General features: G+C 43.9%; 14 protein-coding genes and 4 pseudogenes. 5 read left to right on the top strand and 13 right to left on the bottom strand.

All coding sequences use genetic code 11. The features are described 5' to 3' along the window. Positions 1-34: 34 nt before the first annotated feature. From bshC to ACTWJ7_RS12665, 8 genes and pseudogenes are all read right to left on the bottom strand, one after another. Positions 35-1,666: a bacillithiol biosynthesis cysteine-adding enzyme BshC gene (gene bshC, locus ACTWJ7_RS12700; RefSeq protein WP_301877921.1), complete on the bottom strand. Its 1,632-nt coding sequence runs from the start codon at positions 1,664-1,666 to the stop codon at positions 35-37. Between the two features lie 153 nt (positions 1,667-1,819). Continuing rightward, a pseudogene (locus tag ACTWJ7_RS12695) lies at positions 1,820-3,582 on the bottom strand (ABC transporter ATP-binding protein). Between the two features lie 17 nt (positions 3,583-3,599). Then, positions 3,600-4,462: pseudogene (locus ACTWJ7_RS12690) on the bottom strand (ABC transporter permease). 65 nt (positions 4,463-4,527) lie between these two features. Then, positions 4,528-5,460: an ABC transporter permease gene (locus ACTWJ7_RS12685; RefSeq protein WP_079349624.1), complete on the bottom strand. Its 933-nt coding sequence runs from the start codon at positions 5,458-5,460 to the stop codon at positions 4,528-4,530. A gap of 189 nt (positions 5,461-5,649) precedes the next feature. Continuing rightward, positions 5,650-7,347 carry a peptide ABC transporter substrate-binding protein gene (locus tag ACTWJ7_RS12680; protein ID WP_079349625.1) on the bottom strand — a complete coding sequence of 566 codons (1,698 nt, stop codon included), beginning with the start codon at positions 7,345-7,347 and terminating at the stop codon, positions 5,650-5,652. Positions 7,348-7,497: 150 nt separating this feature from the next. Further along, positions 7,498-7,871, bottom strand: a pseudogene (locus ACTWJ7_RS12675) (DUF3397 domain-containing protein). Then, entirely contained in the window at positions 7,871-8,833 is a 963-nt protein-coding gene (locus tag ACTWJ7_RS12670) for a ketopantoate reductase family protein (protein WP_301877925.1), read from the bottom strand. Before ACTWJ7_RS12670 ends, ACTWJ7_RS12675 begins: the two are co-directional and overlap by 1 nt. A gap of 143 nt (positions 8,834-8,976) precedes the next feature. Continuing rightward, positions 8,977-9,627: an RsfA family transcriptional regulator gene (locus tag ACTWJ7_RS12665; protein WP_024628435.1), complete on the bottom strand. Its 651-nt coding sequence runs from the start codon at positions 9,625-9,627 to the stop codon at positions 8,977-8,979. 313 nt (positions 9,628-9,940) lie between these two features. On the opposite strand from ACTWJ7_RS12665, the gene ACTWJ7_RS12660 reads away from it, so the two are divergent. Both ACTWJ7_RS12660 and ACTWJ7_RS12655 read left to right on the top strand, forming a co-directional pair. After that, entirely contained in the window at positions 9,941-10,177 is a 237-nt protein-coding gene (locus ACTWJ7_RS12660) for a DUF2626 domain-containing protein (protein WP_017687281.1), read from the top strand. A 180-nt stretch (positions 10,178-10,357) separates the two neighbouring features. After that, positions 10,358-11,437, top strand: coding sequence for a coiled-coil domain-containing protein (locus ACTWJ7_RS12655; RefSeq protein WP_301877926.1), 1,080 nt, complete (start codon positions 10,358-10,360; stop codon positions 11,435-11,437). Here the strand turns inward: ACTWJ7_RS12655 and ACTWJ7_RS12650 are convergent. Both ACTWJ7_RS12650 and ACTWJ7_RS12645 read right to left on the bottom strand, forming a co-directional pair. Beyond that, on the bottom strand, positions 11,429-12,709 hold the full coding sequence (locus ACTWJ7_RS12650; protein ID WP_301877927.1) for an extracellular solute-binding protein: 1,281 nt from the start codon (positions 12,707-12,709) through the stop codon (positions 11,429-11,431). The two genes, ACTWJ7_RS12655 and ACTWJ7_RS12650, sit on opposite strands and share 9 nt — an antisense overlap. Before the next feature lie 221 nt (positions 12,710-12,930). Beyond that, positions 12,931-14,264, bottom strand: a pseudogene (locus ACTWJ7_RS12645) (PhoH family protein). A 152-nt stretch (positions 14,265-14,416) separates the two neighbouring features. Here ACTWJ7_RS12645 and ACTWJ7_RS12640 point away from each other — a divergent pair. From ACTWJ7_RS12640 to ACTWJ7_RS12630, 3 genes are all read left to right on the top strand, one after another. Next, positions 14,417-15,112, top strand: coding sequence for a YhcN/YlaJ family sporulation lipoprotein (locus ACTWJ7_RS12640; protein WP_024628439.1), 696 nt, complete (start codon positions 14,417-14,419; stop codon positions 15,110-15,112). A gap of 81 nt (positions 15,113-15,193) precedes the next feature. Beyond that, the gene (locus tag ACTWJ7_RS12635; protein WP_079350485.1) at positions 15,194-15,511 is read left to right on the top strand and encodes a helix-turn-helix domain-containing protein; all 318 of its coding nucleotides are present in this window, start codon (positions 15,194-15,196) and stop codon (positions 15,509-15,511) included. Then, positions 15,460-16,344, top strand: coding sequence for an IS3 family transposase (locus ACTWJ7_RS12630; RefSeq protein WP_301879581.1), 885 nt, complete (start codon positions 15,460-15,462; stop codon positions 16,342-16,344). The genes ACTWJ7_RS12635 and ACTWJ7_RS12630 overlap by 52 nt, the downstream gene beginning before the upstream one ends. A 79-nt stretch (positions 16,345-16,423) precedes the next feature. Here the strand turns inward: ACTWJ7_RS12630 and ACTWJ7_RS12625 are convergent, their stop codons facing one another. The 3 genes from ACTWJ7_RS12625 to ACTWJ7_RS12615 all read right to left on the bottom strand — a co-directional run bounded on the left by ACTWJ7_RS12625 (position 16,424) and on the right by ACTWJ7_RS12615 (position 18,388). Continuing rightward, positions 16,424-16,840, bottom strand: a complete 417-nt coding sequence (locus ACTWJ7_RS12625; RefSeq protein ID WP_443145503.1) for a pyridoxamine 5'-phosphate oxidase family protein — start codon at positions 16,838-16,840, stop codon at positions 16,424-16,426. Between the two features lie 99 nt (positions 16,841-16,939). Continuing rightward, complete coding sequence (locus tag ACTWJ7_RS12620) at positions 16,940-18,001, bottom strand: LCP family protein (protein WP_301877929.1); 1,062 nt, start codon at positions 17,999-18,001, stop codon at positions 16,940-16,942. Between the two features lie 90 nt (positions 18,002-18,091). Then, a complete protein-coding gene (locus ACTWJ7_RS12615; protein WP_079349632.1) occupies positions 18,092-18,388 on the bottom strand; it encodes a YlaH-like family protein in 297 nt (98 codons plus the stop codon). Between the last annotated feature and the right edge of the window lie 88 nt (positions 18,389-18,476).

Here is an 18,476-nt window from a genome sequence, read left to right as displayed (position 1 = left end):
CTCGATTATAAATTCCTTCTATTATAAAAGGTAACTACAATGTAATTACTTGGTGTTGTCCACGGAATTCGCTCTGACTTTCAATCAGTTGTCCAATCCACTCGGTTCCATAACGGTTCAGGTAAAAGAGTGCATTATGTACTCTTTCCTGGGGTTTGTTCATGGGAAAGAGTGAGTTTTGCATCCCGTTCCAGTGTTTTAGACTCACATTGTGTTTATCTTTAATGGCTTTGTGGGTCTGCTGTTGCAGATACTGCATCTGTTCGATGATCTTGCCTATATTGGTATCTCCAATACGTTCCAGACCAGGGTGAATCTCAGCGATCTGATCAAGCAATGGACGATATAAGTCGGCAAATGCTTGCTGAACTCGCTCAAATTGTTCATCGACCTGGAAGGTCTCCTGCTGTGCCAGCCACTGTTCCTTCTTTTCTTCCATATGGTATTGAACGTCTTGGAAAGAAAGGCCGTACTGTTTCATATGTTTGTGATGAACATCTTCCATAATGGTAAAGGACAGACGTGGAAGTAAGATCGGCATCTGTAATCCGAAGCGGTGAAACGCCTCACGCGTTAACCCCCAATATGCAATCTCCCCTTGACCCAAAATAACAGCCGCTACAGGTAAAATGGAATCTTGCATTAAAGGCCGCGTCAATACATTGTTGCTAAACCGCTCAGGATGTTCAGCCAGTTCCTGAAGAAGCCGCTCTTCTGTAAATGAAACCAGACCTTTACGGTCGCCATACAATCCGTCTTTCAACATCAGAAGCAACCGTGCTCCATCATGTATGTAAAACAAATTGGCCCCATCTTCCGCGACTTCAGCAGGCATTGCATATCCGGCTTGTTCCAGCACAGAGGCGCCATATGAGTATGCATTGCGTAATGTCTCATTCTCACGAATTAATCGCTCAAATACCGGCTGCTCCAGTCTGCGCAAGTCTGGATCTGCTGCATCCATCAGAATAAGTCCACTACTTCCAAACAAGGCTGAAATTAATCGGGCAAACGCATCACTCAGGTTCGAACTCGACTGATGGATTTCGGTGATCAGCTTCATCAATCCTGATTTATGGACCGTATCTGGCAATACATGTTCCACCTGATCTAACACATTCATCCATTGCTCCGTTTCCACATGGACATAACTCACGGAATCTCTTCCTGCGAATCGCCCCTGTAACTTGAGCTTCTTCATCTCTCCGTTGGGATCAGGTAAATACATATGGTTGACTTCATCCCAGTCATGGTCTTCACCTGCAATCCAAAAAACGGGAACGACCGGCCGCTGTAGCCTGTTCTCCGCTTCCCGCGCAGCTGCAACTACACTTGCCGCTTTATAAATTACAAACAACGGACCTGTGAGCAGGCCGCTTTGTTGCCCTCCCGTAACAACCAACGCATCTTGTTCCGCGAGACGTGTGATGGATTCATGGACTGCACCATGATCATTCACCCGTTTATTATATATACGTAGATACTCTGCCAGACTTTGACGAGGTACACGTGTGTTCTCCGATTGGTCCAGCCACTCGGCACGTGTATGTAGCCCCGATTCCCAGCGAATGTCATACTCGTAAAGGCCACGCGCAGCATCCCTTGAACAGACATAGTCTTCTGCAAGTCTCGTTCCGCTGCGGAGTGCCTCGGTAATACCTTTCATGAGGTCTGCCTCCTATTCTGCTTCAAAGAGCTTACTTGATTGTACCGAATGTGAGCCCTTTTCGTCAAAAGAAAGTGCATCAAAAAATAAAAAACCGCCGAACAAGGTCGGCGGTTTGATATTCATGGATAAGTCCAAATACAAATTGTACTTTTATACGTAAGGTTCTGAAACCCAGTGACCTTTGGATACCTCAATCAATTGAGCATTCTCCAGGTTGTATGGATCATTTGCAGGACCACCAGATCCATTCTTAAGTGCTTGTTCTTCCGGCAGTAAAATGCGACGTTTGCTCGCTTCTACTTCCGGATCAGGTACAGGGATCGCAGACAGCAATGTTTTGGTGTAAGGGTGAATCGGATTCGCATACAGTTCTTCACTTTCTGCCAACTCCACCACTTTACCCATGTACATTACAGCTACACGGTCACTGATATGCTTAACCATGGACAAGTCATGCGCAATGAACAGGTACGTCAAGCCGAGGCGTTGCTGAAGTTCTTCAAGCAAACTAACGACCTGAGCCTGAATGGAAACGTCCAGGGCAGACAATGGCTCATCACAGATGATGAATTTAGGGTCTACAGCCAGTGCACGGGCAATCCCGATCCGTTGTCTTTGACCACCAGAGAATTCATGTGGATAACGGAGTGCATGGCTAGGATTCAGACCTACAAGATCCAGCAATTCTTCAACACGTCTCTTCCGCTCTGCCCGGCTTGACGCCAGACCATGAATATCAAGAGATTCGCCGATGATATCCATAACGTTGAAACGTGGGTTCAAGGAAGCATAAGGATCCTGGAAAATCATCTGCATATCTTTACGCATTTCTTTCATCTTGCGCGGAGACAGCTTGTAGATGTCCGTTCCATTAAAGTTAACATTTCCGCCTGTTGGCTCATAAAGGCGCAGAATTGTACGGCCAGTTGTGGATTTACCACAGCCAGACTCCCCTACAACTCCAAGTGTTTCGCCTTCAAAAATATCAAAGCTAACATCATTAACCGCTTTGAGAATGTTCCCTTTGCCCAAATTGAAGTATTGTTTCAGGTTCTTCACTTGAACCAGCGGCTTGTTGGCACCTTTGATAATACCAACTGGAGTAGGCTTTTCTTTCTTAGGCTCGTCCAGACGAGGAAGAGCATTCAGCAATTTAATCGTGTATGGATGTTGAGGATTACTGAAGATTTCGGCAGTTGTTCCTGTTTCAACAACTTCGCCTTCCTTCATAACGACAACTCGATCACACATTCCTGCTACTACGCCAAGGTCATGCGTGATTAGCATGATCGAAGTTCCAAGCTTTTGCTGCATGTCTTTCATAACATCCAAGATTTGTGCCTGAATCGTTACATCGAGTGCAGTTGTTGGTTCATCCGCAATCAGAAGGGATGGACGACATGCCAAGGCAATCGCAATCATAGCACGCTGGCGCATACCACCGGAAAATTGGTGTGGATAATGGTTCATACGCACTTCGGCATTTTTGATGCCTACAAGTTCGAGCATTTCCAATGCGCTTTTTTCAGCTTCTTTTTGGACATATTCTGATGCTTGCGCAGTACCTCGGTAATTTGCTTACCAATTTTGATGGTAGGATTCAAAGAAGTCATTGGATCCTGGAAGATCATGCCGATATCTTTACCACGGATGGCTTCCATCTGTTTATCTGTCTTATTCAGCAGGTCCTGCCCGTGAAAAGTAATTTCTCCGCTTTTGACCTTCGAAGGCGGGGAGGGAATCAATTTCATGATGGTTTGGGCAGTAACACTCTTACCACTACCAGATTCACCTACGATCCCCAGCGTCTCTCCTTTGCCAAGTTCAAAACTCACATTTTTAACGGCATCAAATTCACCAGAACGCGTCGTAAACGACACACTCAGGTCTTTGACTGTTAAAATCGGCTCCATAATCCCACCTCCTATTTCTATTTACGTAATTTCGGATCAAGCGCGTCGCGCAAGCCGTCACCAAGCAAGTTAAATGCGAGCATTGTCATAACCATTAAACCTGCAGGAACCACATCCGCCAAGGATACAGCGTCCAGCCTGTAAGTGCATCATTGATCATGGATCCAAGGGAAGATTTAGGTGCAGATACACCCAATCCGAGGAAGCTCAGGAATGCTTCAGCAAAAATCGCATTTGGAATGGACAACGTCAATGTGACGAGAATGGGTCCGATAGCATTTGGCAACAAATGACGGAAAAGCTGACGTCCTGTGCTAGCGCCCATGGAACGAGCAGCAAGGATAAAGTCTCTATTTTTGAGTTGCATAATCTCACCACGTACAATCCAGGACATACTGATCCAGCCTGTGATGGTAAGTGCAATGATAATCGTTGTCAGACTTGGCTCCAATACAACCAGCAACAAGATAACAACGAGCATGTAAGGCAGGGAGTACAGGATCTCGGAGAACTTGTTCATGATGCCGTCAACACGTCCACCGTAGAAGCCCATAATCGCTCCATAAATGACCCCGATAACAAGGTCAATTAAAGCAGCAGCTAGACCTACAGTAAGAGATACACGTGCACCTACCCAGGTTCTTACCCATACATCACGACCGAGTTCATCTGTTCCAAACCAGTGTTCCGCACTCGGTGCGGCATTGGCATTCAACAAATCATTGGAATAATAATTATAGCTTGAGAACAACGAAGTTGGACCAATCATAGAGAAAATGACAACAAGGACTAGAACAGCCAAACTAATCATAGCGGCCTTGTTGGTTGCAAGTCTATACATAGCGTCTTTGAATAGCGATACACTCTCTTGCGATTTCAACGCTGCCTGACTATCCAGGCCTGTGTTCACCGTTTCATTATTGTTTTTATTCGTGCCAGACAACGTTATGCCCCCTTCCGGCTTTCTAGCTTAATTCTAGGATCGATCAGCACGTAAGCAATATCCGTCAGGAAACGTGCAAGCATCAAGAGAATACCATAGAAGATTGTAATCCCCATAATCATCGTATAATCACGATTCGTAATACTCTCTACGAATACTTTACCAATTCCACCAATGTTAAAGATTTGTTCAATAACAACGGAACCTGTAATAATATTCGCTGTCATTGGACCAACATAAGTAACGACTGGCAGAATACCGTTCCGTAAAACGTGTTTAAACATAATAGCAGGCCATTTCAAGCCTTTCGCTTTGGCTGTCTTGATGTAATCGGCATGCAACACTTCCAACATGCTTGAACGCGTCAAACGAGCGATAAAGGCAATTGGTGATGCAGACAAAGCTGCAACAGGAAGCACATAGTCGAGTGGGCCATCGAAGCCCATAACGTTAAACCAGCCGAGTTTGAATGCGAACACATATTGTACCAGGGATGCGAGCAAGAAACTCGGTACAGCAATCCCGATAACAGCGAGGATCATCGTAATATCATCAATCAGCTTGCGATGGTAAACGGCGGCAAGAAGCCCCAACAAGACACCCACAACAATTGAGATAATAATTGCAAAGATTCCAAGCTTCAGCGATGCTGTAAACGTTTGAGTGATCATACCAGATACATCTTGATTCAGGTATTTCATAGAAACCCCGAAATCACCCTGAATGATTCCACCCATATACTTCAGGTATTGTTCATACATCGGTTTGTCCAGACCGTACTTCACTTCCAAAAGTGCCCGAATTTCAGGTGAGACTTTTTTCTCGGATGTAAAAGGGTCACCTGGAATGGCCTTCATCAGGAAGAAGGTTGCTGATGCGAGTATGAAAAGCGATAGCAGCATAAATAGTAGTTTTTTCAGCACGTACTTAACCAACCCTTGCACACCTCCACAAACAATATTTTGTATACAAATCGATTGTAGAATTAGACAAGAATAATGTCCAATCCATTTATCGGAAATTTCAAGAATTATAAGGAAAATCGGTGCACATACAAAAAAATCGGGATATATATGGAATTCCACATATATATCCCGAAGTAATCATATAGACTTCAGAACAACTTATTTCTCTTCCAGATATGCACGAGTGAAGTCAATTGCTCCACTGAAATCAAGTTGTACGCCTTTAAGGTAAGGCTTAGTCAAAGATACATTTGTGTAGTAATAGATCGGCATTACGCCCATTTCATCTTGAATCAGAACTTTCTCTGCATCAGCAAATGCAGCCATACGCGTAGCTGGATCAGCCGATTTTACAGTTTCTTTAACATCTTTGTCATACTGTTCGTTGCTGAATTTGGAATCATTGTTTGTGTTTCCAGTAGTCCACATTTCCAAGAAGTTGTATGGATCGTTATAGTCCGCAGACCAGCCTGCACGAGCCACTTGGAAGTTTTGGTTTTGACGGTTCTCAAGGAATACGCCCCACTCTTGGTTTTCCGTTTTCACGTCAACACCAAGGTTCTTCTTCCACATGTCAGCAACAGCAAGAGCGATTTTCGCGTGACCGTCACTAGTGTTATAGATCAATGTCACTGCTGGCAATGTTGTGTAACCTTCTTCTTTCATACCTTCAGCAAGCAATTTCTTAGCTTCTTCTACGTTTTCAGTGAAGTAGTCATCTTTGTGCTCATCACGGAATTCGCCGTTTTCACCGCGGATACCTGGAGGTACAAAGCCGAAAGCTGGAATTTGTCCACCTTGTGTTACTTTGTCAACAATCAATTGACGCTCGATTGACATTGCAAAAGCCTTACGGATTTTAACATTGTTAAATGGAGCTTCATTAACGTTGAACTGATAGTAGTACGTACTAGCAATACCAGTAGCTTTAAACTCGTCCGGCAATTCCGCTTTTACAGAAGGAATTTGGTCGGAAGGAATTTCACCGTTAGGTGCACCTGTATAGTCCAATTGTCCAGACTTGTAAGCTTGCAGTTCGGAAGCACTGCTGTTTGTCAGGGACATGTTGATTTCAGACAATTTGATATCAGAAGCTGCATGGTAGCCTTCGTTTTTCTTCACGACGATTTTTTGACCTTTAGCGTATTGATCCATTGTGAATGGTCCGTTAACGATCATGTTTTTGTAGTCTGTAAAGAATTTGTCATTCGTGTCAGCAGACTTGTGTACTGGGTAGTACGTGTAGAATGCTGTAAGACCCAAGAAGTAAGGTGTTGGGTTTTCCAACGTCACTTCCAACGTGTGCTCATCAGTAGCTTTAACCCCTACTTGGGAGAAATCAGTAATTTTAGTGCCTTTGAATGTTTCATCAACACTGCGGTTAAATCCTTCAGCGCCTTTGATGTAATACAATTGGTAAGCATATGGAGAAGCTGTTTCCGGTTTCAAAGCACGTTCCCAAGAACGTACAAAGTCTTCGGCAGTGATTGCATCGCCGTTGCTCCATTTAGCATCCGGGTTCAGGTTGAAAACATATTTCAGGCCGTCTTCGGAGATTGTCCAGTCTTTAGCAACGCCTGGAGCTTCTTTGCCATCAGCGCCGATACGCACAAGACCTTCATACAAGAATTTCAGAACAGTGTTGGTTTGGCTGTCTTTTGCTTGAGCCGGGTCCAACGTAGGAGGTTCAGCTGACAGGTTAATTTTCAAGACTTGATCTTTAGCAAGACCATTTCCTTCGGTTGCAGAACCATTATCGGTGTTACCTGTGCCTTCGTTTTTCGAACCGCACGCTGCAAGTACGGTACCGAACGCCAAAATCAGCGTCAAAAGGACTAATAGACTTTTCCTTTTCATCTAACACTTTCCCCTAAATTGATGTGGTATATGTTTATAGATTATACAACCACCGGTCAAAAAAATCTACATTACTTTTTCAGAAAGTAATGTTTTTTTCAGTTTTCGACAAAATCGACACATTTTTTAGCCCTTTTGCGTTATGTATCCTCACATCTGTTTCAAAAAGTATCTAAATAGTCCAAATATAGTAAACAAAACGTACCCAAAACTCATTATTACGAAAGCCATGCGCCAAACGGCCCGGAACATCTACCCCCATCGACCTTACCTTTGAGTCGATTTTGTGCTCCGCCGATGAATCCAAGTGCTATTAGTATGAGTATTAGTGTTAAATAAAATCCAAAATTCGAATCAAATGTTAAGTTGAATAACGCCGACACAGAGAAAATAAGGAATACGGTTGTCACATCCATGGCCGAGCGCAACGCCACACGCTTATCTTTCTTCCATCCATACATGATCCAATAAACCAGAAAAAACGGAAAGAACGGCAAGATGCTCAGCACTATAAAAAATCCCATTAACTCACTCCTTCCGGTTGCATACCTTCAATCAGATGAAGCAGTACTTCATGCATCGGTGCAGTCAGGCCACATTGACTCGCCAGCCTTACGATTTGTCCGTTAATGGCTTGCACCTCCGTTGGTTGTCCATGCAGAACATCCGAAAGCATGGAAGATGTATTCGAGGCTGTAGAACGACAGACGGAGAGTATTTGTTCCCACACATCTACATCTAGAATTATCCCGTTTGCTTTGTATACTCCTGACGCCTCATCATATAGCTGACGCATAAATACAATTCGCTCTTCCTTTTTAATTAACTCACCGTTGGGAATACGCCATATCGCAGTAAGTGGGTTAATGACAGCATTGATTAACAGCTTCCTATAAATAAGCTTATCGATTTCATTCGACACTGTACAGCCAAATCCTGCCTGTTGCAAAAGTCCCTGTAAACGAATGGACTCATTCTGATCCATTGGCATTAGGGCTGAGTAAGGTTTCTCTTCACTTTTTCCTACCCAGGTCTCCCCTTTCCCAGCACGAACGACTCCATCCTGCTGACGTTTCGCCCCTTCCGTGGTTATGACGCTGTATATATTGGAGTGCGGCAAGTTGGATTGTACATGATCTAGATGACCGACCCCATTTTGAAAACATGCGATGTTTATGGATTGCTTCTCCAACGAACTAATTTCACGAATAACATCATGTATTGCTGTCTGCTTCACCATTAATAATAGCCAATCTCCAGGTAAGTCTTTCCACACTCGGGTTAACTCCGTAATCGGCTTGACCTGGATATAGTCAGGTAGAATCTGGATGGTTTTCTCCCTTTCGATGATCTTAAATCCTTCTACACTTAGTTTATCCGCCTGTTCAGCCGTTCTGGTCCAAAATCGAACCTCATTACCTGCGTCCTGAAGCTTTCCTCCATACAAAAGACCCAGTGACCCTGATCCTACAACGTCAATGATCATGCTGCATCCCTACCTCTGCTCCAATAGTTGCTTTTATCTATAATAGAACAAAAACAGTAAACAAAAAACCCGTCATACCCGCCGTTATGTAACGGAGGTGTGACGGGCCTAATCTAATGCTGATCCACAAATACATTTTCCGATTATTCAATTCGTTCCAGATTCCCGTTGGCGTCCATTTTGAATCTCGTTTTGAGTTCCTCTTCTTCTTCCGTCAGAAATGCGAGTCTGCGAGCACGATCCATAATCTGAATCAATGCTTTATAATCGTCATTTACGACACGATAATCGGTCTGTACTTCATTCACTTCCTTGGACAGACGGTCATTCTCGCAACGCAGTTCATGAAGTTCATCCTCTTTTTCACGAAGCTCTTTCTCAAGCATCTTTAGCTGGCGACCGTTTTCCTGCACTGTTCCCTTCCATTGCCGCAAGAATCGTATAACCGCATCAATGGATAGAGAGTCTTCCGAAATCCCATCCGCTTTGTACAGATTTTCTTCCGTATCCAGGGTAGACAAAGCTGCTACCTGTGGTCCAAGCAAAACCGGTTGTTTGCGAAGATAACTCCGCTTTTGTCGTTGAGCCTTAGCATTGCTAATGGCAGACTCATACTTCTTACGTACACAGCTGTTCCAGCGAAAACCGCAAGCGGCAGAGGTTCTGCCTATTTTTTCGCCAACCTCTTCAAAAGCAGCCAGTTGTGTGCTTCCTTCCCGAATATGACGCAAAGTAACCTCTGCCAAAATCAAATCGTCCTCTGTACTCCAAGCATCCTGTCTCACTGCAGTCATGCTATAATACCCTCCTAACAACATCCTAAAATAACCGTCCCCATAACCGATTTCCCGGCATGTGAATTAGGTATAAAAGCTGCTTCATTCATTCTTATGCCTCTCATAGAGTTCATAGAATTGATTTCATACTAAAATGTATTTCCACATTTATGTGTGCTCATACGTTGCATATACAAAACAAACCATACGTTAACTCGTTTTGGCTAAAAAGAATTCGCTTTCATATCCAAATTTGTTTACACCATTTTCCTTTCCCGGTATAATGTTGTGTAGACAATCTATGAACGTACATAGGAGAGGAGGACTTACCGTGGCGCGCATGTTTCGGGTACTCGGGTTCTTCACGCTAGCGATTGGCCTAATGGCTTTTGCGGGAGACTTGGTCGAAATGGCTTTGCTTTTTTTCCTGCAGACTGCGTTTTTTGTCATTTTGGGATATTTGAAATTCACCGAACGTACGTACATATTGCTCTTCTGGGGTTATATGATCGTGACTTTCACCGGGTTCAGCTACTGGACCGTATTCGAAATGGGATTGCCGCTTTAATCCGCCAGCAGCATCAAAGCGATCCGGCTATAGTCGGATTGCTTTTTTGTCGTTTTCAGATTAAATGACTATTCTTTGTGTTATGTAACCACTACGGATAATTCACGTATCTATTTCATATATTGTCTGGAAGAGATAAGCCTGTTCGCATCTATTTAGATAAGGAAAGGAGAATGATAGGTGAAACGTCGATACGGCATTCCTGGCTTTATTGTATGCATTATATTTTTGATCCAGCTACCTTGGACTTATGCCTACGGAGAGCCTTCCTCTGAGGATACACGCGAAATTTTGCAACAAAGCCTATCCATCGTCGAAATCGATCATGAAATCGAACGTATTGCAGAAAGACAAAAACAGCTGGACGAACAGCGTCAGACGTTATCCATTCAGCTTCAGGAACAGAAAGAACAGATACATACTCAGCAAGACCGTGCAGGTTCAGTTGTAAGATCCTACTATACCGGGGAGCGTGATAGTCTCTTGATGACGGTTCTGGGGGCAAGATCCTTTAAAGACCTGTTTGTTCTATACGATTACTATCAGATTATTATTGGCAGGGATCAGGCTGTTCTGGACAAGTATCAGGATCGATATCGTTCCATGCAGCAAACATCTGCCCAGATTAACCAAACCTCTTCAGAACTGTCTGAACTCAAAAATAATCTTCAAAATCAACGTGAACGCGTACTTGCCTTACAAAAAGAAGTGGACGGAAAAGTAGCCGCCAGCGGGGATGCTGCAGCCATGCAAAAATTGATGGATGAGTTAACCATCTATTGGGAGAACATCGGCATATACGAGGTCAAGCGATACTTCAAAGCATTGGCAGCAGCCATGCAGAACCTGCCACAATTTATCCAGGAACAAAACGGGGGCATCTCTACTACCGGAACATCTTACACCATTCGAATTGGACAAGATGAACTGAATACGTTTCTTCGTTCCCAAAACCCCATCTTCGAAGACTTCGCCTTCAAGTTTGAAAAAGATCAGATTACCGCCTCGGGACAGCGTGATCAGTTGCAATTAAGTATTGAAGGCCATTATACGGTCGAGAGTGAACCTCAGAATTCGATTCGCTTTCATGTGGATAAACTTGTGTTTAATCAGTTAGAGCTCCCCGATACTACACGTCGTATGCTGGAACGGGAATTTGATCTCGGATTTTACCCACAGAAAATTCTGTCGTTTGTCAAAGCCACTGAGGTATCCACAAGTGAAGGCATACTTGAAGTGAAGCTTGCTATTTCATTTTGATTCGCTCTGCAGAGCGATAATGCTTTTTACGTATTGATTCGCCGTGATCTCTCCCGCAAGTAGTTGTTGAACCTTCTTTTGAAAGGCAGCAGTCTGTACAAGGCTTTCAGTCATTACAGACTGTGAAGATTCAGCTGGAACCCAAGATTTTATATCAGTGGCACCATATTTTGTTATTAGTTTCTGTGACTCAAGATCTAGTTCTTGCTGCTTTGCTGGCAAATAGTTAGCCTCCTTGTACCACTCCGATTGCACGGAAGAGGAAGTCATACCTTCAATCCAGCGGCTGGCCTCTTCCGCCTCAAGTGAGCCAGCTGCGATAACAAGGCTTCTTGAGCCTAAAGGTTCCAACTTACTGATGGCTATCCTCTCCATTGAACCCTGATTGCCTGCCACGCCTTGATTTCCGCTTAACAAACGAGACAGTAACGTTACTACCATAGGAGTATCCGTCTGATCATTAGGAGCAGAAAGCGTCGGATTTATTGATTCACCCGTAATATGAGGCTGGATCTGATCCAGTAGTTGTATGACCTGTTGGTACGCCTCCGTTTGGGAAGAAGTTTGCGCTTTCTTGATTTTGTCGGGGGCCATGCCTGGTTCAAACTGATTCAACCATGCACTTACCGCGTGAAGGTCATTCAAGTTTATTCTAATTAAATCCGTTCTATCCTGTGCTGCCTGTTGTACAAGTTTAATCCACTGCTCCTTACTTTCAGGCAATGCTGCCAAACCGGCTTCGTCTAGGAATGAAGAGCGAGCTGCCATTACATAGGGATCAAAATCAAACGGCATTCCCCATTGATACCCATTCCACTCTGTCATTTCCCGCAAGCCCACTACCGTCTCTCCCAAAGACTTGGACAGCGTTGTACCGTTTAACGGATACAGATGTCCTTTTTTGGCATGGTATTGAACTTCTGCGCTGTCCAGAAGAATAATATCTCCGCTCTCTCCTACCGAAAATTGATTATCAAGCACTCGCTTATATGTATCCGGCTCTAAATTGCGCAAATTAATTTCCACATGCTGAGAATCTGCTACTTCATCAGCCATTCTTTTAAACAACTGAAAGTCTGTCTCAGACATTGACACCACAATCTCTAGCGGGGCATGATGATCCTCATTGCGAGATGACGTGTTAGGAAATGCATCTTTTTCCTGATCCCGTTCTTGATTAAGCTGTGAACCTCTAAAATCAAAGCTGGGAGACAGAATCGTTAACGAAAGCAGCAGTACTGCAAACAAAACAACTTGGTGACCACGCTTCATTAACTTCTCCTCCTTGCTCCCTAATTTTTTCCTGCAACGTTCATTGTAACAAATAAGTAGTGCTCTTGTCCTATCCTGCCAAAAAACAGTTTTCCGATATTTTGCATACTTCGAGCATATCGAGTTCTGTGTAATAAGTGATTTTTATTTTTTCAGCAAAAAAACCGGCTCTAAGAGCCGGTTAAATAGAAACATTTTCCGGGAAATAACTCCCCGTAATCCTATAATAAATCCGCTGCAAGCTGAGCCAGCTTGGAACGTTCTCCTTTTTCCAACATAATGTGTCCGCTGATCCCCTCTTGCTTGAATCGCTCCACAATATACGTCAGACCATTACTTGCTGAATCCAGATAAGGGTGGTCAATTTGCTCAGGGTCACCCATCAAAATAATTTTACTGCCTTCGCCCACCCTTGATACAATGGTCTTCACTTCATGGCGAGATAGATTCTGTGCTTCATCGATGATAATGAACTGTCCTGGTATGGAACGCCCACGAATATAAGTGAGGGCTTCAACCTGAATGCTGCCAAGACCCATCAAAATTTTATCAATGTCGCCTGCTTTTTTGGTATCAAACAAGAATTCCAAGTTATCATAAATCGGCTGCATCCACGGTCTCAGTTTTTCTTCTTTTCTCCGGGTAGATAACCGATATCTTTCCCCATCGGAACAACCGGACGGGCGATCAATAATTTTTTATATTTATGATCATCCTCCACTTTAAGTAATCCCGCTGCAAGTGCCAACAAGGTTTTCCCCGTTCCCGCCTTCCCTGTAATCGTGACAAGTGGAATGTCATCATTCAGAAGCAGCTCCAGAGCCATACGCTGTTGCGCGTTACGTGCACTGATGCCCCATACATTATCATTACTCAGGAAAAGTGGCTCCAGCTTCGTTCCCTCTGTATTTACTTTGAGCAAAGCTGATTTATTGGTTCCCATCTCATCCTTGAGAATTACAAATTCATTCGGGTAAAGCGAATAAGACAACTGTAACGGTTTGATTGGTAGAAAGCGATATGTGTAAAACTCATCAATGACCGAAGGATGAACCTTCAGTGCAGTATATCCTGGATATAATTCACTGAGACCTGCCGTCCGATCAGATAAGTAATCCTGTGTGAATAGGCCGAGTACATCCGCTTTGATACGAACAAGCACATCCTTGCTGACCAGAACCACTTGTCGTTCAACAACCTCTTTCTCATTTTCCTCAATCTGATAATTCAGGGCGACGGCCAAAATTCGATTATCATTGGACACTTCTCCAAACATTTCCTGTACTTTCACAAAACTGCGGTGATTCAGTTCCACTTTCAGATTGCCTCCATTAGCCAAAGGCACCCCACTGTGCAAATGTCCCAATTCACGTAATCCATCAAGAAGTCTCGATACATTGCGGGCATTGCGGCCAATTTCATCAGCATTTCTCTTTTTGGAGTCGATTTCCTCCAGTACAACCGCGGGAATGATTACCTCATGTTCTTCAAAGGCAAATATGGCATTGGGGTCATGCAGAAGCACGTTCGTATCCAATACAAAAATCTTTTTCATTCAATCCCCTCCAAAGCGGCGTCGTTAAAGGCATGGATAGTGTGATCTTTCAGCAGCGGCATGGACAATCATGCTCCCATACATAAATGTATTCGACTAGGACAAAATAATTGTCAACCATTCTGAAAAACTCCAGGAAAGGATGAACATTTATGAAATATTGGGTTTGCACGCTGCTTCTGATCTTTATACTTACAGGCTGCAACAGTTCTACGCGTAATGCCTCGCAGCAACAAGGTCAGCATGCCAAAGGCTACGGAGGAAATGTTACAACTCAGCAAGATCAACGTAAAGGATCTCACATGCTCAATACTCAGGAGGATCGGTTGCACCCTTCTGCTGTGGATCATCTGACCGAGAATACAGGTGAGGTTCATGAGAAAAACGTCAAGAACAACACCACGGCTGATCGGATGCCAAATGAAAAAAGGGTAACCCACCTCAAAACACTTGCCAAGCAAGTGGAAGGTGTTAAAGACGCCAACTGTGTCATTCTTGGCAATACAGCCGTAGTTGGCATTGATGTTGACGGTGAACTGGAACGAGCACGAGTGGGTACCATTAAATACTCTGTTGCCGAAGCCCTCCGCAAAGATCCGGAAGGTGTGGATTCCATTGTTACCGCAGATGCCGATGTTTCTGAACGAATCAAGGAAATTGGTGAGCATATTCGTCAAGGTCATCCGATATCCGGTTTTGCCTCAGAACTTGCTGACATGGTTGGCCGAATCATTCCCCAACTGCCCAAAGATGTCAAAGTCCGTCAAAATCCGGATGAACATGTAGAGCGTAAACAACAAATGCAGCAGCTGCATTCGTCTGACAAAAGACAACAAAAAGCCCAGTGATCTCTGAAGTGCACCCCTTAGAATAGACATTGGAAAAACCCCTGGGTTTAGCCGATGAAATTCTAGGGGGTGTATTTTTTTATGGCGATTAAGGGACAAAAGTTTAAAACGTATTCGGAGAAGATAAAAAATGAGGCTATTCGTTTGCATACGGTTGAGGGGTGGACTTATCGAAAGATTAATGAACATCTGGGGATTCATGATCCAGGACGAATGAAGCGCTGGATGCGAAAATATCGGGAACAAGGTGAGTTTGGACTGATGGATCAGCGAGGTCGACGTAAAGAATACTTGGATCAAGACCGCTTTGTACAAAAACTGAAACGGGAGAATGAGTTGCTAAAAAAGTGCTTGGTCATCTGGAAGGAGGAAGCAAACAAGAAAGATTTCAGATCATAGAAAAAGTAGCGGCATACGGTGATATCCAGAAACTTTGTGATGTGTTTGGCGTGTCACGGAGTGGATTTTATGCCTATGTAAAACGTAAACGATTCGATCGCGACGCAAAGGCGAAGAAACAAGTGCTTCAAACGTATCAACGATATGAAGGCAAATATGGTTATCGGCAGCTCCAGTTGTTCCTTTGGCAAGATCAGGGGATTTGGATGAACCACAAAAAGGTGCTCCGCCTGATGCAAATGCTCGGTATTCAATCTCGAATCCGTCGTAAACGGCGCTCCAGCAGCTCGTATACACCTGCGCAGCGTGTAGCAGAGAACCTCTTGAAGCGAGATTTCAGTGCAGAAAAACCGAATCAGAAATGGGTAACGGACATTACCCAGTATCGTGTGGGAGAGCGCTGGATATATCTTTCAGCCATAAAGGATCTGTTTAATAACGAAATTGTGGCTTACGAAATAGGCGAACGCAACGACAATGAACTGGTGCTTCGCACATTCAGCAAGGCGTTTGCGAAGCAAAAAGACGTGACCGGACTGGTCGTTCATAGCGACCAAGGATTCCAGTACACGTCTCATGCTTACCACGACATGCTGCCAAAGGTTGGCGCCCGAATCAGCATGTCTCGCCGAGGAAATTGTTATGACAATGCCTCGATGGAGAGTTTCTTCTCGCATCTCAAAACGGAAGGACTCTATCCTTATCATATCCGAACGCTTAGCGAAGCACAAAGCAAAATCGAAAAATATATCCGTTTTTACAACCGAAAACGGCCACAACGGAAACTAAAAAAACTGACGCCGGTAGAGTACCGACGCCAGTTTGCAGCCTAGGGTCTTTTTATAATGTCTACTAAATGGGGTCTTGACCACTCTCACTAGGCTTTTTTCATGGCAGTAAAAACCTGCTCATCTAATTTCTCAGCAGCACGCTGATCATATATTTTGACATATTGAGGCACAGAGGACAGTTGGGCTCCATAAAAAGCGCATTTCTTACCGCTTCAATGGAAATGTCGAAACAGCACATATTAAACGGAACATCCTGTAACGGATTTTGTCGTACGGAAGCACGTCCGTTTACCGCATACACCATCTCTTCTCCAAAAATGGTGACGGTAATAGCCGGATTTTCGATCATATTGTTCACGAGACGTGAACGATGATCAATCGCCACACGCAGGGTAGAAGCATTCTCCGCATAAACCCAGGAGATTGCTGTTGATGTTGGACCTCCAGTTTCAACGTCCACGGTGCTCAAGAGCACAAATGTTTCGTTCTTGAATTGCTGTAAAAGAGATTCAGTCAATTGTGTGACGGCTTCGGACATCCAACCAGCCCCCTAATCTTCTTTATGCAATTCTTGATTCGTTGTTGATGTTATTATATCATACCACCAAAGCTGCTTCCAATCCTAAAAGAATGCATGTTACTCGGCTGATGGAGAAGCTGTTACTTTACCTGAGAGTGTATCCTTCAACGCCTGTTTGGCAGTTGCCAATTCGGTTTCGTTGATATACACATAAGGACTTCTCCATTCTCCGGTTACAGGTGTGTAGTGCACATCCGATTTGGAAATATTCCAATAGGTAGAGATGAAGTTCTTCATTTGTTCTGATTCCACGTCTGTTGTCATGTTCTCATCAACGGCACCGATCACTTTACCAATCTTCGTTACACCGCCCAATGATTTCAACTGATCCAACATGGAATTCAGCACTTGATTCTGACGTTTATTTCGGTCAAAATCGTTGGATTCATCTGTTTTTGGTTTACAGTTCGACTTACGATAACGAACAAAATCAAGTGCTTCTTTGCCATCCAAATGCTGTGCGCCAGCTACCAGATTAATATCTGTGCCATCGGCCGTATCTTTGTAACACATGTTTTTATCCACCGTTACATCCACGCCACCTACAGCATTGACCGCATCACGGAACGCTTGAAAATTCAGGACCGTAGTATAATTGATATCCACATCCAAATATTTGCCCATCATTTCTTTCATCTGATCCTCTGCATTTTTGCCAGAGGTTTTTTCTTGTGCTTTGAATTTGGGATAGTAGGAGTTCAACTTGTTTGCTTTATAGCCATCCAACTGAATACGCGTATCCCGAGGTAAAGACACAATAGTTGCCGTCTTGGTCTCCGGATTTAGAGAAGCAACCATGACCACATCTGAAAGGTACGTACCCGTCTCAGGACGGTTATCTGTGCCTAGTAACAACATCGTAATCGGTTTGGTCTTGGCTGACATCCCCGGAGGTACTGGCTTGTCAATGCCCGTATCCGCTACCTGGTTGTATACCCAATACGCATATCCGCCGCCTACCACAATTGCAATAACCAATAAACTTAAAATTAGTCTGCCAAAGGTACGCATCCGTTTTTTCTTCTTTGGTTGCTTGCCTTTACCGTTCTTCGATCCAGAAGCGCCGGATTGAGTCGGTGCCTGTCTCCGTGGAGGCAGTCCGTTCGAATTCGAGTTCATATCTTCAACACCTTTATCACATCTGTTTTGGCCTATATATAAGACAACCGCTTTCCCTAGGGAAAACGGATGGTCTATACTATACAGAATTTATGAGTTTCGAGCGGCAGCTTCCGCTTTTTTCTTTTGACGACCTTCAATGAAATAGCGCACTCGCACTAACAGCATCAAACCAACCGCCACCAACAAACATTGAATGATCGGCAGCTTGTCGATTTGAAAAACAAGAAGCATGAATGTGCCCATCGCCATCAATATATAGAGAACGATTTCCTTACCAAGTGGCAATTTCTGACGTACCCGAAACACCTTGTTATATACGTAAGTAATCAATACAAAGATGACGATGTAGGCTACGATCGGGTGTGATGCGAACCATGCTTGCATGCACAGCCAGCTCCTTTCGTGTTCATGCTAAATATAAGTTAATTGTTGATTATACCCTTTCGATAACTCAAGGGAAGTACATGCGTGG

The sequence above is a fragment of the Paenibacillus sp. 1A_MP2 genome (assembly GCF_052244825.1).
GTDB classification, from domain to species: domain Bacteria; phylum Bacillota; class Bacilli; order Paenibacillales; family Paenibacillaceae; genus Paenibacillus; species Paenibacillus vandeheii.
The sequence above is the reverse complement of the archived record's forward strand: the minus strand, read 5'-3'. Positions and strand labels throughout refer to the sequence as shown.

What these genes read in the sequence shown, in the direction of transcription:
- bshC (WP_301877921.1), bottom strand. Translation starts at nt 1,666, where the DNA reads ATGAAAGGTATTACCGAGGCACTCCGCAGCGGAACGAGACTTGCAGAA.
- ACTWJ7_RS12680 (WP_079349625.1), bottom strand. Translation starts at nt 7,347, where the DNA reads ATGAAAAGGAAAAGTCTATTAGTCCTTTTGACGCTGATTTTGGCGTTC.
- ACTWJ7_RS12670 (WP_301877925.1), bottom strand. Translation starts at nt 8,833, where the DNA reads ATGATCATTGACGTTGTAGGATCAGGGTCACTGGGTCTTTTGTATGGA.
- ACTWJ7_RS12665 (WP_024628435.1), bottom strand. Translation starts at nt 9,627, where the DNA reads ATGACTGCAGTGAGACAGGATGCTTGGAGTACAGAGGACGATTTGATT.
- ACTWJ7_RS12650 (WP_301877927.1), bottom strand. Translation starts at nt 12,709, where the DNA reads ATGAAGCGTGGTCACCAAGTTGTTTTGTTTGCAGTACTGCTGCTTTCG.
- ACTWJ7_RS12640 (WP_024628439.1), top strand. Translation starts at nt 14,417, where the DNA reads ATGAAATATTGGGTTTGCACGCTGCTTCTGATCTTTATACTTACAGGC.
- ACTWJ7_RS12635 (WP_079350485.1), top strand. Translation starts at nt 15,194, where the DNA reads ATGGCGATTAAGGGACAAAAGTTTAAAACGTATTCGGAGAAGATAAAA.
- ACTWJ7_RS12625 (WP_443145503.1), bottom strand. Translation starts at nt 16,840, where the DNA reads ATGTCCGAAGCCGTCACACAATTGACTGAATCTCTTTTACAGCAATTC.
- ACTWJ7_RS12620 (WP_301877929.1), bottom strand. Translation starts at nt 18,001, where the DNA reads ATGAACTCGAATTCGAACGGACTGCCTCCACGGAGACAGGCACCGACT.
- ACTWJ7_RS12615 (WP_079349632.1), bottom strand. Translation starts at nt 18,388, where the DNA reads ATGCAAGCATGGTTCGCATCACACCCGATCGTAGCCTACATCGTCATC.